This is a genomic window from Halomonas sp. C22, from assembly GCF_007655045.1.
GTDB lineage: Bacteria > Pseudomonadota > Gammaproteobacteria > Pseudomonadales > Halomonadaceae > Vreelandella > Vreelandella hamiltonii.
Window position 1 is genome coordinate 449,982 of the sequence record NZ_VBVC01000001.1, and the last position, 16,079, is coordinate 466,060.

Genomic DNA, 16,079 nt, shown 5'->3' on the forward strand with positions numbered 1-16,079 from the left:
AGAGCATCGCTAGGTTCCTTTTTCATCTAATGCGTCGTTTTTTGATCGAGATAAGTTCAGTTGTAACCCGAGCAGTGTCAGCACCGCAGCGAGTATCCAAGCGGGGCCACTACCGGTGCGTGTGAAAGGAGTTAGGCCCTGCATCGGGGTCACCTCGCCCGTTAAACTGGCCTGTTCAAACTGTGGGGCACGGGCTGTGACGTGACCTTGTGAATCGATGATGGCCGTCACGCCATTACTGGTAGCTCGAAGTAGGTGACGACCATTTTCTAAGGCACGTAGACGCGCCATTTGAAGATGTTGGTGTGGGCCAATGGAGCGCCCAAACCACGTATCGTTGGAAACCGTTAATAGCAGCTCGGCATTACGCGCCTGTTGGGCGACATGGTCGGCAAAAATGATTTCGTAACAAATGGCATTGCCAATGGTGGCTCCAGCCACGTGTAACGGAGCCTGTTCGCCTGACCCTGGGGTCAGGCGAGGTACTGGCAAGTCGAAAAAAGCAAGGGTGCCAGCGAGGAGACTTTGGAATGGCAAATACTCGCCAAAGGGCACCAAGTGCGCCTTCTGGTATTCGCCCTGCACATCATTTAGCCCTATGACGCTGTTATAAGAGCGCCCTTCACTGTCGCGTTGCAAAATGCCGGTCAACAAGGCGGTGTCAGGCCCCAGGTCGGACGCTACTTGCTCAAGTATTTGCTGTGCTTCCTGCTCAAGCATGGGAAGGGCTGCCTCAGGCCAAACGATGAGATCGATATCCCTTGCTTGCTCCCGTGTCATCGTCGTGTAGATACTGATCGCTTCGCGCTGCCCTTGGGCAGTCCACTTAATGCGCTGGTCAAGATTCCCTTGCAGCAATGCCACCCGGATGGGCTTGCCAGCCGGGGTTGTCCATTGGGCGGGCAATAGGAATGGAACGATCCACAAGGCGGCCATTGGGACAAGGAAACTCCAGCGGCGACGCAGTACCTCTACCCCTAACGTACCTGTCAGCGCGGTCATGAGTGACAGCAAGTACACACCACCAACGGGCGCCCATGGGGCTAGTGGAGAATCAATCTGAGAGGTGCCCAGCAATAACCAGGGAAAGCCGGTGAGCATCCAAGTGCGTAGCCATTCGCTCACCACCCACATACCGGCAAAGCTAAGAAAGGCGAACCGTGGCCCCGTGATGCGTCGATAGAGCCCAAAGGGGACTGCAAAGAAGAGCGCCAGGACGCTGACAAAAAGAGTGGTGAGGAGCATCGCCACCAAGGCCCCGGTGCCACTGAAATCGTGAATAGCAACGAAGACCCACGACGTGCCTGAACCGAACAGGCCTACCCCATAGCACCACCCACGCAGGGTGGCCATGGCGGGCGTTAGCGACGCTATTCTCCAATAGACCAGTGCCACGCTCACTGGGCCAAGCCACCATAGGGAAAAGGGGGCGGCACTCAAGGTGGTCAGCACCCCAGCGGCGAGCGCTACAACGCAATCGACTATTGGTGAGGAGCGCCCAGCAAAAAGCGTATATTCTTTATCTTTATCGACCACATCCATAGCGTTACTCAGAGCGCTTAAAAGCAGGACTTTCACGCCATAACGCCACCGCGAACATCAATACACCGGCAAATAGCGCGATATCGGCCATGTTAAAGGCGGGCCAATGCCATTCGCCCCAGTAAATGTCCAGATAGTCGACGACGTACCCTCGCGCTAAGCGATCAACAGTATTACCGAGCGCGCCGCCAAGAATCAGGCTGTACGCACAGGCCTCCAAGCGCGACAGGGGTTTGCATAGCTGCACAACCAATACGACGACCACCACCAACGCTAAACCAAGAAAGAGGTAGCGCTGCCAACCCCCTGCTTCTGCGAGAAAGCTGAAAGCGGCTCCTGTGTTCCCGGTATAAACCCAGTTAAAAAACGGCGTTAGCGGAATGACTTGGCCAAACGACATCTGGGCATGCACAATTTCCTTGACCAGTTGATCGGCTAGAGCCATCACGCAAGCTAATGTGAACCATGGCCAGCGACGTGAAGGGCTATCGTTTGGCGCTGTTCTCATGACGTTGTTTTTCCTTGTGACAGGCCTGTCATTGCGGTACTGGGCGAAAAGCGGTAACCCAGCAGTCGCATGGCGTTCAACGTCACCAGGACGGTAGCACCGGTATCGGCCATCACCGCAATCCACATGCCGGTAATACCCAGCGCCGTTGTAACTAGGAAAATGGCTTTTAAGCCAAGGGCGAGAACAACGTTGGTTTTCACATTGCGCAGCGTGGCACGAGAGAGGTCTATCAGCTCAGCGATGCCGGTAACGCGGTTCTTGAGCAAGGCTGCATCGGCGGTTTCCAACGCCACATCCGTGCCACCCCCCATCGCGATACCCACATCTGCTGCCGCGAGTGCCGGTGCATCGTTGATGCCATCACCTACTTTACCGATGGGGCCACGGCCTGCCGCTTGCCAGTCTCGAACATACGCTGCCTTGTCTTCAGGCATTAGTTCGCCGTACGCTTCAATGCCTAAGCGACCCCCCGTGGCAGCGACGGTGCGGGCATTATCACCGCTGAGCATGACCGCCTGTACGCCTAAACGGGATAGCGCCGCTAGGCCTTCAATGGCATCTTCGCGTGGCTCATCGCGAACCGCGATCAAGCCCAGTAAACGCTCGCCTTCGACGAGGAGAGCGAGGCTCTTACCGGCTTCTTCTAACGCGACAATTCGAGCACTGAGACTTTCCTCAAGGATGACTTTCTCGTGAAGGTGACGAGGCGTCATTAAGCTCAGCTCGCGACCCTCCACCTGGCCGGAAACACCGCGCCCCGCCAGAGCGCGGCTGCCAGTGACGGTGGGGAGGTTGATGCCCGACTGTCTGGCATGCTCAACGATAGCCGTGGCGATAGGGTGACTGGAATCCCGCTCTATTGCGGCGGCGAGCCGCAATACGCTGTTATCGTCTTCCTCAGCAATCCAAGACTCCACATCTGTGACTCTTGGGGTACCCGCAGTGAGGGTGCCCGTTTTATCTAATGCCACCAAGCGAAGCTTACCTAACTGTTCAAGAACGGCTCCCCCTTTGATCAGTAGTCCGCGCCGAGCGCCCGCCGAGAGACCTGCGGCGATGGCGGCTGGGGTAGAAATGACCAACGCGCAGGGGCATGCGATTAACAGCAATGCTAACGCACGGTAAATCGACTCCGACCATGCCATGGTCGATACCAGCGGTGGCACTATCGCCATCAGTAGGGCGAGTAAGACGACGGCGGGCATATAGTAATACGCAAAACGATCAATAAAGCGTGCTATCGGTGCCTTGGCGGCCTGTGCTTCTTCAACCAGACGAATAACGCGAGCGATCGTATTGTCATCAGCGCCTCGTGTTACCTCCACCTCCAGGGCGGCATCAAGATTCACTGTGCCAGCAAAAATGTCATCACCAGGCGCTCGCGAACGGGGTATGGACTCGCCGTTTACCGGCGACTCGTCAATGTCGGAGGTGCCCACCAGGATGCGTCCATCGCAGGGTACGCGATCACCGGGCCGCACCAGCACACGCTGCCCGGGTTTAAGTGACTCCGCCGAGACGTCACGCAGCTGGCCATTGTCCATCAGCCTCGCCGTTGAGGGTGTTAAATTTGCCAAGGCTGAGATACTGCGGCGCGCTCGTGAAGCAGCTACCCCTTCGAGTAGCTCACCTACGGCGAACAAGAACACGACCATCGCAGCTTCAGCGGCAGCATTGATGGCCAATGCGCCAAGCGCAGCGATGCACATCAGCATCTCTATGGTAAAGGGATTGCGCATTTTGAGGGCGCCCCAGGCACTCTGCGCAATGGGTATTAAGCCGACTAGCGTGGCCAAAATGAAAGGCATATTACCCAGCGCAGGCCATGCTAAACGAAGCGCGAAGGCTACGATCAGCAAATTGCCTGTGATAATGACCAAGCGCCCTTTAGCGGTTTGCCACCAAGAGGATGAAGCACCAGGTGCGCGTGTTTGGCCATCATGGGAAGCCACTTGATAGCCTAGTTCGTTCAGGATGCCCTCAATGGTCTTTCGCGAGGGGGCCCCGTGATCGTGGTGGTGAATCTTCACTGATCCCGTGACCGAGCTTGCCGTGACTTCCTCAATGCCTTCCAGTCGCTCTAGCGCCGATACAACCTTGCGCTCACAACCGCCGCAGTCCATGCCTTCAACACGCAGCGTCAAGGTGGTAGGCGCTGTTGTCGGCGTTGATGTTTTCATGGTGCCTCTCCTGCCAATGGGCTATGGTTTTTAAGTGTAAACCTTGTAGCAACTACAGCTTCAAGCCCTGCCTAAGGAGTTTTACCATGTCGATGATCGGCCAAAGTATCAGCATTGGTGAGTTAGCACGACGAGCCGATTGCAAACCTGAAACGGTTCGCTATTACGAGCGTATTGGGCTGTTGCGCGATGCGACACGAACCGGTGGGGGGCAGCGCCGCTATGGAGACGACGCTGTGCGGCGCTTGACCTTTATTCGTCATGCCCGTGACTTTGGCTTTTCGGTGGAGTCAGTGCGAGAGCTTTTGGCCATGTCAGATCAACCTGATATGCCTTGCCAAGAAGTCGATGCCATCGCCACGCATCACCTAAAGAAAGTGGAGTCCCGCCTTCAACGACTGTCCATACTGCGTGAGGAGCTTCAACGGATGATCACGCAGTGTGCCGGTGGTAAAGTGGAAAGCTGCCGAATCATTGAGGTCATCAGTGATCATCAACTCTGTATCACTGAAAAATCGCACGGAGGGGCTCTCGACTTGGGTTAGCACTAACGCTACGCCCCACGCCCAATGGTCAGCCCAGCGAAACATCCAAAAACAGCATGAGTACCAATCCGATGGAGAGGCCCAGCGTGGCCTTTTTTTGGTGCCCGCTTCGATGAGTTTCGGGAATAATCTCATGACTGATCACATACAACATCGCCCCCGCTGCAAAGGCCAACCCCCAGGGCAGTAGCGCTTGTGACATGCTGATGACTCCAGCGCCTAATAAGCCACCCAACGGCTCAACAAGCCCCGTAAGGGCGGCAATCGTCCATGACCGCCAACGTGAATAGCCCACGCCTAGCAGTGATACTGCTACGGCCAGTCCTTCTGGGGCATTCTGAAGTCCAATGCCAATCGCTAGTGGAATGCCTCCTTCGCTTCCCCCTGCGCCGAAGGCCACGCCAACGGCTAGCCCTTCTGGCAGGTTGTGTATCGTAATGGCAATAATAAACAACCAGATACGACGTAGTGAGGCAGCCTCTGGCCCTTCTCGCCCCTGTTCGAAGTGCTCATGAGGTAAGAGTTCGTTCAGTAGTGCGACCATTCCAATCCCTAGCAAGATGGCCGCACAGGCAATGGCAGCAGGTACCACGCTACCTCCGTAACGCAGCTCCGAGGCTTCTAAGGAGGGTATGATCAGTGAGAAGAAAGAGGCCGCTAGCATGACGCCAGCGGCGAACCCCAACGCTAAATCGCGAACACCACGATTCGGTCTTTTGGTAAACAAGATAGGAAGCGCCCCGACAGCCGTCATCAAGCCCGCGGCAAGGCTTCCCAATACCCCCATTGTGACGAGAGAAACCTCTTCCATACCGATTACCTGTCTTGTGGTAGATGAGTGATCACAGCGCTAGGGTTCCATAACGAGGCAAGCACACGTTCACGTTACTAACAATCCATGCAACGTTGCTAAGCACGGGTGGTTACGGCTCGTTAAACGAGATCAAGTCATAAATGGACGCCGTGCCGATAGCTTGTTCCAAGCGATCTCTTGCCTCGTAAAGTGACGCTTGATATTCACCTTGAGTCGGCTGCTCACCCAACATGATGCGTTGACCTTGACCAAGGGGATCAACAGGCTGGTTATTGACTCTCACTTCGTAATGCAGGTTGGGGCCCGTGGCGACCCCGGAGGAACCTACCTCTCCGAGCGACTCTCCCGCATTGACTAAATCCCCAACCACTAGCTGTGGGGAGAATCGGCTAAGGTGTGTGTAGCGACTAATGGCCCCTGTGTCGTGCTCCACCTCGATCACCTGCCCATATCCCCCTTGGCGACCCATAAAGAATACGCGCCCAGGTGCGGTGGCAATGACCGGCGTTCCTGTCGGCGCAGCCAAGTCAATTCCATTATGAGGACGCATCCCTCCATACACAGGATGTCGCCGATTCCCAAAGCGAGACGTTAAGCGGGCACTAAGCACGGGCAACCGCAACGTGCCTAGCAGGGTGTCGCTTTTGAAAAGAGCTACGTCCCCCTTTTGGGTGACCGGCCATATGACCTCCAAGGGCTCTGCCTGATCAGGCAGAGCGGCATAACTGAGGCGTGGTGGCCCAACACGGGCGCCGTCCTGGCGTCGATCTTCCTCCCACACTAATTGAATACGTTCACTGCCAGAAAACTCCAGCGGCGCTGCGATAAACTCGCTGAGCAGTGTTTCCAGTTTAGTGGCGAAACGCGTTGGGACACCTTCTGCTGCCAAGGCCTCGTAGAGGGTGGTATCAATGACGACATCACGCCCAAAGGTTAGGGTATCAACGCTATCGAGCGGTAATGTGCCTTCTTGCTCGCTAGCCGCCTGTAACTTGACAGGGCTAAGTTCAGACGGAGGCAATGACAGATGCGTTTGCCAATTGGCTTCGGCTAGCAAGGGGTAAAAGCCCACAAAGCCTAGTAACCACCAGCGCTGCATCACTGGCCATCCTCTTCCCCAGAGATCTCCGCTACTTCACTCTCAACGGCATCAATCAGCTCTTGCATACCAAAGGGGTCTAAAGGCTCGCCATTGACAAAAAAGGTAGGTGTTTGGCGAATCTGATTGGCTCTGACATCCGCCATGTCTTGGTCAATCACCGCCTGCACCTCAGCAGAAGTCAGTTGCTCTTCGGCAGCCGCTAAATCAAGGCCTCCTTGGCTCGCGATATCGAGGATAGCGGATTCATCAAAACTGCCATGTGAAGCCCATTGATCCTGGCGAGCCAGCAGCCTCTCCAGTACCGGTTCAAAGACGCCCTGACGACGAGCAACTTCTAATACCCGAATGGCCTTATCAGATACGTCGCCGTGGAAAGGAGTGTAGCGCACGATGAGCCGCACTTTTTCTGGGTAGGTTTCCAGAATACTTTTTGTCAGGGGATAGAAAGCACGGCAGGCTTCGCAAGCCGGATCGAAGAATTCCACAATCGTCACCGGCGCGTCTTCTCGTCCCAAGATGGGGGAGTGTGAGCGCACCAAGGAGTCCTCTGCCTGGACACTGCTCTCCTTTGCTGCCTGAGCTTGCATATCTAAGAGGGCAGGTTTCGATACGGCGACGATCGCAGCGGTCAGCATTAACGTACCGGCCAATATAAAAGACGCTTTTTTGAACATGTTTCTCTCTCTTTCTCAACGATGGGGTGGAAAAGTAGGGTTGAAAAATAAGCCAATCGCTATGGGAGTAAGCCGCTCGCTAACTACCTGAGCCGGGAGTCGGCCTCGGTCTATCACTCGTGCCCATATAGATTGGCATTTTGATGCGCGTGGTCACTATGCTCAAACTCTAGGCTGGAATGAGCAATACTGAAGCGCATTTTAAGCTGCTCCTTGATCTCTGCTTTGACGGATTCAAGCTGCTGCCAGCCGGTTTCTGTCAGAACCACGTGGCAGTCAAGGGCTGCCATGTTTTCCTGCATCTGCCATAGATGCACATGGTGAATATCCTGGACTCCCTCGATATCTCGTACGGTCTCAACGACTGCCTGCCCGTCAATGTCCGGGGGAGATCCCAGCATTAGCGTACGGATAGGGCCGCCAATTTCAGAGAAGGCTAGGTAAAGAATATATAGCGCAATCCCTATCGTGATCGCGGGGTCTACCCAGCGCATGTCGTACAGTAAAATAAGCGAACCACCGATAATCACGGCGATGGAGGCAAACGCATCCGATAAGTTATGCAGAAAAAGGGCGCGGATATTGACACTCTCTTTTTGCATTGACCACGTGAGCATGGCGGTAAGGGCATCGACGACGAGCGCGACGCCACCAATAATCACGATCGTCCATCCCTCTATCTCAGGGGGATCGACCATCCGCATAGCGCCTTCGTAAATCAGGTAGACACCGACAATAATGAGGGTGGTGTAATTGATGAGTGCTGCCACTATCTCGATGCGGCCATAGCCAAAGGTCATATGCACATCGGCAGGCCGTCTGGCGATTTTACGAGCAGCAAAGGCAATGACTAATGCTGCCATGTCAGAAAAGTTATGTAACGCATCAGCGATCAGCGATAGGCTCCCCGCCATAATGCCACCGACGATTTGAGCGATGGTTAAGAGCCCATTGGCCCAAATGGAGATGCTGACGCGCCGGTCGCCAGAGGCAGGATCAATGTGGGGATGATCATGATGATGTCCCATCTGTTACCTTCTCTCGAATTATCTGTTCTTGGTACTATAAAACCTCTAGCAACTAAAGCTTCAACCCTTGAGCATTATCTATTTGCATCGCTGGATTGGGAAGCACGTCCCTAGCTACCAAGCGAGCCATGGCGCGCTGGGCCGAAGGTGATCATGTTTTAGGTGCGGGGCTCAATCCACTTCAACCGGTAACGTCTAATCCACCATGGGTAGATTCATTTATTTTGTCGAGGCGCACCTTGTCTGGTTTGTAATCGTCGTCGCGGGGGGAGGCTTACTCTTTCCGGCCACCGGAATAATGCTTAAGTTCGCGATTGGGCCATTACTGGCATTACTGATGTTGATTATCAGCCTCACATTCGATGCGCATGCAGTGCGCATCGTGTTCCGAAAGCCGTCACGGCAGTTGTTGGCATTGGGGCTGGTCTATGGGCCTATGTCGATTGCCGGGTGGCTAACGGGCCGTCTATTTTTTGGAAGCGGCCCGCTGGCTGCTGGCCAAACCTTGCTCGGCACGCTGCCGACAGATGTGTCCTCTCCTCTTTTGGTACTGATGGCAAAAGGCAATGTGGCGCTTGCCGCTGTTTTCAACGCAGTCAACACCGCGTTATGTCCGTTTATTGTTCCCTTCCTGTTTTTATGGCTCACCGGCCTTCAGTTAGACGTGCCGCTTGGATCAATTATTCTTGAATTAACACTAATCGTGCTTCTTCCTACCGTGATTGGGGTCAGCTTGCGTACAAAGTTCTCGGCTTTCTTTGCACGGCATGATTCAGCGTATGCAGGGATAGGGTCGATTCTGTATCTGCTGATCCTACTCGCCGTGGTCGGGCCGAATGCCACCACGATCATTGGCTATGGCTGGTATGCGTTTGTGATTGCGGGCGCGGCCCTGTGCCTCAATTTGATTGGGTACCTGGTAGGTATGTCCTCACGGTTACTCACCTCTGATCGCAAAGAGGTGATTACCTATCTTTTCACGGTCAGTAAAAAGGAATTCAGCATCGCTGCAGCGTTTGTCGCTGTTTCCGGCTTGCCATCAGAGATCGCGATTCCAGCCGCTTTTTTTGCCGTGATTCAAATGATCACTTCGCCCATCGCAGCGAAGATCCTCGCCCGCCACTGAAGGGATGGCCGTATCGGCTCTTCGTCAGAAGAGCAACCTGCACACGGGGTGTACAGGTTGCTCTTAGCGACAAAACAGACACCGCTACTCATAAAGGTGGCAAATAGTACCTATGCTAAGTCACTGCGACCAATACTGACCTTGCTAAAAGCATTTAACACAGAGGCTTCGCAGGGTATCTGTTCCTTTTTGGATTTAGGGTGCTTGAACGTATCGGCGAATCCTGGGCAGTGACCAACTAGTTTTTGGACAACACCTTCTACGTGCCGCACGTTAGACAGCACTTGGCGTAACCACTGCTCGAAGCTGCCTTGGTGGCTCAGCGTGAAGACTAAACCTTTATAGGAAGGAGGCTTGGATGCCTCCTCGCTACCGCCAGCTCTGGGTTTTGGAGGGCGTCGTTGGATCTCCATGAGATAGAGCGTTTGATCTAACACATGCACCCGAACGACGAGCACCCCGCGAGGTACCTTGGTCTGAGTATCAATGTAAACCCAATTAGCGACTGACGTTTCCACCTCCTCGTCTATTTCGAAAGGTTCGAGGCTGATCAACCGAGGGTCGGGGGAAGTGCTAAAGCCGTCTTCAAAGGTAAACCAGCTAACGCCACGAATCGTTTCGGGATAGGCCGATTGCAAATAGAGAAGCGCATTCCACATATCACGTAGAAAGCCCTGTGATTCCAGTGTAATAGGAGCATGAATAGAGGCCTGTCCGACCCCTTTTCCTGATCCATGCGGCTCCCCAGTGGAGAAAATAGTTTCGTCACCCGGAACGGGGACGCCTCGTGTATCGGGCACATTTTTTCGAGTATATCGTTTATCCAAGACGGCGCGAGGCTTACCTAAAATAACGAATTCGTCCTCAGGAAGGTCTAGCCAAGAAGAGCCATGGTCGGGCTCTTCATCATCCGTCAGGTCAATGACATCGGGGATGTCTTGAAGCTGATGATAGGGAAATTGAGTGGGAGCATCATCGCCATCGGTGGCTGGTACTGTCGTTGACTTCTCTCTTTCGCGGTGGATCGTGGCACCATCGGGCTGCGTACAGCCTAATATCTGCAAGCCTAGGAATGTGTTGCCACCATCAATTGGAACGCCAGAAACAGAGATTTCCCCGCTGCCTTGAAACCATGGGGTGGCTTTTAAAAGCATCTCATCTGGCGTGGAGCTGGTTTCAAATTGTGAATATATATATTTTGCAGCGCGCTTGGCATACGGATCGTACAACATATGCGCGAGCAAAATGGCATCGTGTTTATGAACATGATAGGTAAATTTGACAGGCCACGTACCTGGGGATGCAGGCGCATCAAGCTGTCGATAAAGACGTTTTTTGACTTCTTCCCAAGGGTAAGTGGCGAGCACTCGCTTGATTTCAGAAGATCGGCCGTAAACGCGAATAAAAAATTCTGTGCAAGGGATGAGCAAGTGTTTGCCATCTGGAAGGTCAAATTCAATCAGGTATGTTTTGTGCTGATTTTTCTGGGGTAAGTAGTTCGAGTCATGAAAAGCGGTATAGAGGCTTCGTCCTGATTGTCGTAAATCATCTAAGGTGACAATTCGCCAGCCGCCTGGAGAAAAAGAAACGGAGAATTTTCTTTCCTCGTAGGCAATACGCGAGCTACTCACGCCCTTTTCCCATACTGACCCTATTCTCAATAGCCCAAGATGCGTTAAGACAGTCTCACGTCTCATCACGCCTCCTAAGTTATTTTCATGGTCGATGGTTCTTAAGAAGATATGGATTTTAGGGACGCTTCGTAAGCGATTGTTCTTAAATATAGGCCCGTACCACCAAACGACCAAGCGCTCTGCCTCGTTTTTTAGGGTGCCATCATGGAAGCTAAAGGTTCTGGATTGTTTAAGAGAAACGGTCACAAAGGCGCACTCTATGTAAACTCAACATAGAGATTGTCGCAGCAATTATTGTTTAGTCGCAACAATTGTTGGAAATGACACTGCTTGCGGCCTATCAGGACCGAGCGCCGGAGTTGGTGCGGCACGCGCAACGTCAGAAGCGACACCGCCGGCTGATATTCCCGTTCTATAGCCTGCAGCGGGGCTGGCAACGGCTGTTTGCTCAAGGCCGAAGTGTTTTCTATCCCCTCTGGAGAAGAGCGCCAGACGCCGAGGCACGAATACCAGACTTGTTCACCTCCTCAGGAGGACTATGCCGATGACACGCCGGAAAATGGGGAGACCCTAGACCTTAGGCCTCTTGACCTCTGTGCTGCCCCAAGGTTTTAGACTTTTAATCTATCGTGACGATAGCGTCCTGCCTGACAGAGGCAGGCAAAGCCAATCAGCCATTGAGGAGCACACTGATGTCCAACGCTTGCCAAGGTGTCACCCAGAGCCTTTTACCCGCCATGCCCAGGCCGTACTGGGTAGGCGTCATGATGCTCGCGGGGGCGCTGATCACGCCGCTCAGCCATGCGCAATCAGATAGCCACGCCCACGAGTCCCATGGGCAGGCCGCATCACCTTCAGAGAATCCGGCCGTTGCCGCTTTTCAGGCGGCCAATGACCGTATGCATGAAGATATGAACATGGCCTTCAGCGGAGATCCCGACGTGGACTTTGCCAAGGGCATGATTCCGCACCATGAAGGCGCCATTGCGATGGCCGAGATCGTGCTCGAATATGGCGATGACCCAGAGATTCGCCAGCTCGCCGAGGAGATTATCGCGGCTCAAGAGAGTGAAATTGCGTTTCTGCGCGAGTGGCTCGAGCGTCAGGAACATTAACGTCACCTTGCCCGCATAATCCGCTACGCACCGGCCGCAACAGTGATATTCTGTCCGCCTCTTCAGGGTCGCATCAAAGGAGCGCCGCGTGTCGGGGGTAATTTACGGGTTGGATTTGGCGGGGATGATCGTGTTTGCCCTGTCGGGAGTCATTTTGGCCTGCCGTTCGCGGATGGACCCGTTTGGCATGCTGGTGCTGGCAGCGGTGACCGGGGTCGGCGGCGGCACCTTGAGGGATCTGGTGCTGGGTGTCCGGCCGGTGTTCTGGGTCACCGACCCCACGTATCTGTGGGTCATCCTCGCCACGGTGGGCGTGTCGTTGGTGGGATTTCACTATATCCATCGTCTGTCTCGGGGGTTTTTACCCATCGCGGATGCCTTCGGCCTGGCGCTGTTTACCGTGATCGGTACCCACAAGGCGCTGCTGCTGGGCACGTCGGGGGTGGTGGCGGTACTCATGGGCATGATGACCGGCGTGGCGGGAGGCATGATTCGTGACGTGTTGGCCCAGCGGGTGCCCATGGTGCTGCGCGAAGAGATCTATGCCACCGCCGCCATGGCGGGCGGGATCGTCTATGTGGTGCTCCAATCCTTGCAGGCACCGCTGACGCTTGCCATTGCGGCTGCCTTGAGTGTCACCCTGGGGCTGCGCTTGGCGGCGATTCACTGGCACCTCGCGCTGCCGGTGTTTGCCTGGGTGACCGTGCCGCCCAAACACGACGAAGCCGACGACACGACAGAGCCACACACCACCTCGCTCTCGACGCCCCAGAAGGCCAAGGAGCGGGTGCGCATGATTCGCCGCGAGCGTCGTCGTCGCTAAGCGCCTGCCGGTACTTATGGGCGTTGGGTGGCGCGCCATTGATCGAACCAGCGCCGAGGCTGAATGACGCGCAGGGTTGGCTCGCTCTCCACCAGCTCGACGCCGATACCCAGCGCCCCCAGGCGGGCATACAGCGCGCCATTGGCCTGCTGATTGTCCAGGGTGATGTCCGACAGTAGTAACAGGGGGCCACCTGTCAGCGCCAGGTTGGCCAGTCGGATCTGTTCGTCGTCGATGTTCAGTTCAGCGCTGCCCTCGATGGGTTGCACGTCGAGCAGCCGACCCAGCCAGTCGCGCTCTCGGGCGCGGGCTAAAAAAAGCCGCGCCAACAAGCCGGAGTCGCGCATCCCCAAGCGCAGCTGGCTGGTCAGCTGCAGCGGGTCGCCCCACACCAACCGTGCCTGCTGCAGGTCGAGCTGCACCCACCAGCCCGCATCCTGAGTCCCTTCCTCGCTTTGGCGGAACATGTTTTCCAGCCGCACATAGGAGTCGCTGGCGGTGAAGCGGCGAGCATCGAGATCGCCGTCGGTGAGCCTTAGCTGCATTGCGATATCCCCGCGTAGCCGCTGGTCCAGCAGGGCCAGCTCGGTCTCGAAGGCGCGCAGGGTAATCTCCCCTTGTGCCTGGAGCCCTTCCAGCAGCCATTCGCTGCTCAGGCTGGCGTGGCCGGAGAGCAGCTCCACCCCGGCATCGTCAGGAAGAAAACGGTTGTAGCGGGTCATGTCCGGCACTTCGGTGATGGGCAGCACGATGCGGGTCACGAAGTGCTCTGGGGCGGCGGCTTCCAGCACCTCACTGAAGCGGTCTGTCTGCGTGGTCAGCGCCAGGTGGCGGCCTTGAAGATGGGGGCGATCGTCGTCCTGATGGCTCAGGGCAAACTGGGGAATGCCGAGTGAAAGCCGGGCCTGTTCGGGGCTGTCCAGCTGCGCGGTCAGCTCTCCACGCCCTGTGGCGAGATAGTCCAGAAAGGTCACGGCCAGCTCATTGGCGTTGACCCTCAGGCGTGTGGGGGCCTGGAGCTGGTCGTCCTGAAATGCCCCCTGCAAGAAGAGCTGGCCTTCGCCCGAGAGGCTGATGCCATGAGCATCTGGTAAAAAAGCGTTGAGAAAACTGAGCCGTTGAACGCTGCCGTCGACGCTGAACTGCCCGCTGGGCACGCCTGCCCGGCGCTGAAACTGCCCGTCGCGAAGCACGATGATGCTCTCCAGCGGCTCCTCCAGGGCGTGCTCGTCGGCCACCTGCCAGCGCAGCCGTGAGCCGCTGATATCCAGCGCCGTGCCGTCCAGCGCGGCCTGGCGTATCGTCAGCTGCAACTGCGCGTTGCTGACTAGGGTGCCGCGCTGATCGCCCCGCTGCCAGCCGGTGGTCAGCTGATTGCCCGCCAGGTGCAGCTCACCCTGCATGGCCTGTGTGTCGAACTCCAGTTGTCCCCGGCTGGTGGCGCTGCCGCGCTGTAGTGTCAACGGGGCGGGAGAGGGCAGCAGGCCTGCCAGGTAGGGTTGCAGTACGCCCAGATCGGGGAGCGTGGCTTCTGCCCAGCTCAGCCGTGCCGTGGCCTGCTGCCTGGCCTGTTCGGGGTCGAGGGGGCTGGTGGCGTCCAGGGTCAGCTGCGCGTTGGCCATCAGTTGGCGCGTCTGGTGATACAGCTCGGCATCACGCAGTGCCAGCGTGGCGTGCAGCTGCTCATCTTCGTTCAATTGCGCGTTCAAGGTGCCTCGGCCCTGGGTGGTGAAGTCCAACAGCGCTGCACCCAGCGCTGGGGCCTCGATGGCCAGCTCGGCCTGGTAGGGGCGTGCGTCGCGCAGGGCAAGCTGGGCATCGATACTCCCCTCGCCAGTGAGCCTGATGCCCTGGCCTTCCAGCGCGGTGGCCAGGTAGCGGTCCAGCATGTCCAGCCTAGTGACCTGGCCAGAGAGGGCCAGCGTGGCATGGGTAGGGAGCGCCAGCTGGTCCAGGCGCTGGTTGGGAAGCTCGGTGGCCAGGGTCAGTTGGGTATCGGTGGCATAGGGGCGGGTGTCGGAAGGTGTGGCTTCTGCCAGCGTCACCTGTGCCAGACGGGTGGAAAAGCGCAGTTGCTGCTCTTCCACCGCAAGACGTATCTGGCCTTCGCCGGTGGCGGTGTGGCGTGGGGGCGAGGCATCTGCGAGCAGCCAGCGGCGTGCTTCATCGCGGCGCGCCAGGCGCTGCTCATCCAGCGCAAGCTCCAGGACGGGCGCGGTCAGTACCAGCTCGCTGTCGGGCTGTAGTTCGCCTGCCACCAGCGCAAGGTCACCCTGCAGCTCACCGCGGCCCGCCAGGCTGAGCCACGGCAACGCTTCCAGATAGGGCATGAACACGTCCCAGGCATCGGCCTGGGCGGTCAGCGACAGCCGCGCATCCAGGGCGCTCAAGAGCGCTTCTTCGAGGGCCTCCCCCCGTAACGCCTGGGTAGCGGTCTCGGCCAGCGACGCCGTACTGCGCAGGTCGATCTGCTGGATCAAGGTGGTCTGATCACTGAGCCGCACCAGGCTGCCCTGGGTAATGTCCAGCGAGACATGCGGCAAGGCCAGCCGATCCTGACTAAGCTGGGTATCCATGACCTGCAGCTGGCCTTCGGCCTCCAGCGCCAGATCGCCAACCGTCAGGCGGCGAATGCCGTCGGCATTCAGGGCGTGAAGGTAGAGTTCGCCACGCAGCAGGGCCAGTAGCGAGAGCGACAAGGTGGCCCGTTCGGCTTCTACCGAGAGGGGCAGGGCGGCATCGTCCCGGGCCAAGTAGAGGTTTTCGACTTCCCAGCGGCCGGGGTGCAGGCTCTGGGCACTCGACCAGCGCACCTCTACGCCGTCGATGGTGGAGATCTGGCGCGGCAGCCACTGGCTATTGAGCAGCCAGTAGCTGCCCGCCAGCCACACTAGAGCAACCAGGATCACGGCCACCAAGGCGTAGATCAAGGGGGAACGGCGGCGCGGCGTGGGGGGCGTCTCGTTGGTCATACAAGCATCCTGG

13 protein-coding genes are annotated in these 16,079 nt (G+C 56.8%); 4 read left to right on the top strand and 9 right to left on the bottom strand.

The genetic code is table 11. From position 1 onward, the window contains the following. Positions 1–9: 9 nt before the first annotated feature. The 3 genes from lnt to FEU76_RS02115 are packed head-to-tail and all read right to left on the bottom strand — an operon-like array spanning position 10 to position 4,233. On the bottom strand, positions 10–1,542 hold the full coding sequence (lnt, locus tag FEU76_RS02105; RefSeq protein ID WP_016916425.1) for an apolipoprotein N-acyltransferase: 1,533 nt from the start codon (positions 1,540–1,542) through the stop codon (positions 10–12). A gap of 4 nt (positions 1,543–1,546) precedes the next feature. After that, complete coding sequence (gene lspA, locus FEU76_RS02110) at positions 1,547–2,050, bottom strand: signal peptidase II (RefSeq protein ID WP_016916426.1); 504 nt, start codon at positions 2,048–2,050, stop codon at positions 1,547–1,549. After that, entirely contained in the window at positions 2,047–4,233 is a 2,187-nt protein-coding gene (locus FEU76_RS02115) for a heavy metal translocating P-type ATPase (RefSeq protein ID WP_144979941.1), read from the bottom strand. The genes lspA and FEU76_RS02115 overlap by 4 nt, the downstream gene beginning before the upstream one ends. Before the next feature lie 86 nt (positions 4,234–4,319). Between FEU76_RS02115 and FEU76_RS02120 the strand changes: the two genes are divergently transcribed. Beyond that, positions 4,320–4,778 carry a MerR family transcriptional regulator gene (locus FEU76_RS02120; protein ID WP_144979945.1) on the top strand — a complete coding sequence of 153 codons (459 nt, stop codon included), beginning with the start codon at positions 4,320–4,322 and terminating at the stop codon, positions 4,776–4,778. Positions 4,779–4,806: 28 nt separating this feature from the next. On the opposite strand, the gene FEU76_RS02125 is transcribed toward FEU76_RS02120, so the two are convergent. From FEU76_RS02125 to FEU76_RS02140, 4 genes are all read right to left on the bottom strand, one after another. Then, a complete protein-coding gene (locus tag FEU76_RS02125) occupies positions 4,807–5,589 on the bottom strand; it encodes a ZIP family metal transporter (protein WP_016916429.1) in 783 nt (260 codons plus the stop codon). Between the two features lie 112 nt (positions 5,590–5,701). Continuing rightward, positions 5,702–6,691: a M23 family metallopeptidase gene (locus tag FEU76_RS02130; RefSeq protein ID WP_016916430.1), complete on the bottom strand. Its 990-nt coding sequence runs from the start codon at positions 6,689–6,691 to the stop codon at positions 5,702–5,704. Next, a complete protein-coding gene (locus FEU76_RS02135) occupies positions 6,691–7,368 on the bottom strand; it encodes a DsbA family protein (protein WP_016916431.1) in 678 nt (225 codons plus the stop codon). Before FEU76_RS02135 ends, FEU76_RS02130 begins: the two co-directional genes overlap by 1 nt. Before the next feature lie 113 nt (positions 7,369–7,481). Beyond that, on the bottom strand, positions 7,482–8,396 hold the full coding sequence (locus tag FEU76_RS02140; RefSeq protein WP_027965780.1) for a cation diffusion facilitator family transporter: 915 nt from the start codon (positions 8,394–8,396) through the stop codon (positions 7,482–7,484). A gap of 205 nt (positions 8,397–8,601) precedes the next feature. Between FEU76_RS02140 and FEU76_RS02145 the strand changes: the two genes are divergently transcribed. Further along, positions 8,602–9,522, top strand: coding sequence for a bile acid:sodium symporter family protein (locus FEU76_RS02145; RefSeq protein ID WP_039175778.1), 921 nt, complete (start codon positions 8,602–8,604; stop codon positions 9,520–9,522). Positions 9,523–9,632: 110 nt separating this feature from the next. On the opposite strand, the gene FEU76_RS02150 is transcribed toward FEU76_RS02145, so the two are convergent. Continuing rightward, positions 9,633–11,402, bottom strand: coding sequence for a hypothetical protein (locus FEU76_RS02150; RefSeq protein WP_139788417.1), 1,770 nt, complete (start codon positions 11,400–11,402; stop codon positions 9,633–9,635). A 446-nt stretch (positions 11,403–11,848) separates the two neighbouring features. Between FEU76_RS02150 and copM the strand changes: the two genes are divergently transcribed. Together copM and FEU76_RS02160 are read left to right on the top strand one after the other, a co-directional pair. Further along, the gene (gene copM / locus FEU76_RS02155) at positions 11,849–12,271 is read left to right on the top strand and encodes a CopM family metallochaperone (protein ID WP_084123732.1); all 423 of its coding nucleotides are present in this window, start codon (positions 11,849–11,851) and stop codon (positions 12,269–12,271) included. An 88-nt stretch (positions 12,272–12,359) separates the two neighbouring features. Next, a complete protein-coding gene (locus tag FEU76_RS02160; RefSeq protein WP_144979948.1) occupies positions 12,360–13,094 on the top strand; it encodes a trimeric intracellular cation channel family protein in 735 nt (244 codons plus the stop codon). Between the two features lie 14 nt (positions 13,095–13,108). On the opposite strand, the gene FEU76_RS02165 is transcribed toward FEU76_RS02160, so the two are convergent. Beyond that, positions 13,109–16,066: a hypothetical protein gene (locus FEU76_RS02165; protein WP_144979971.1), complete on the bottom strand. Its 2,958-nt coding sequence runs from the start codon at positions 16,064–16,066 to the stop codon at positions 13,109–13,111. Between the last annotated feature and the right edge of the window lie 13 nt (positions 16,067–16,079).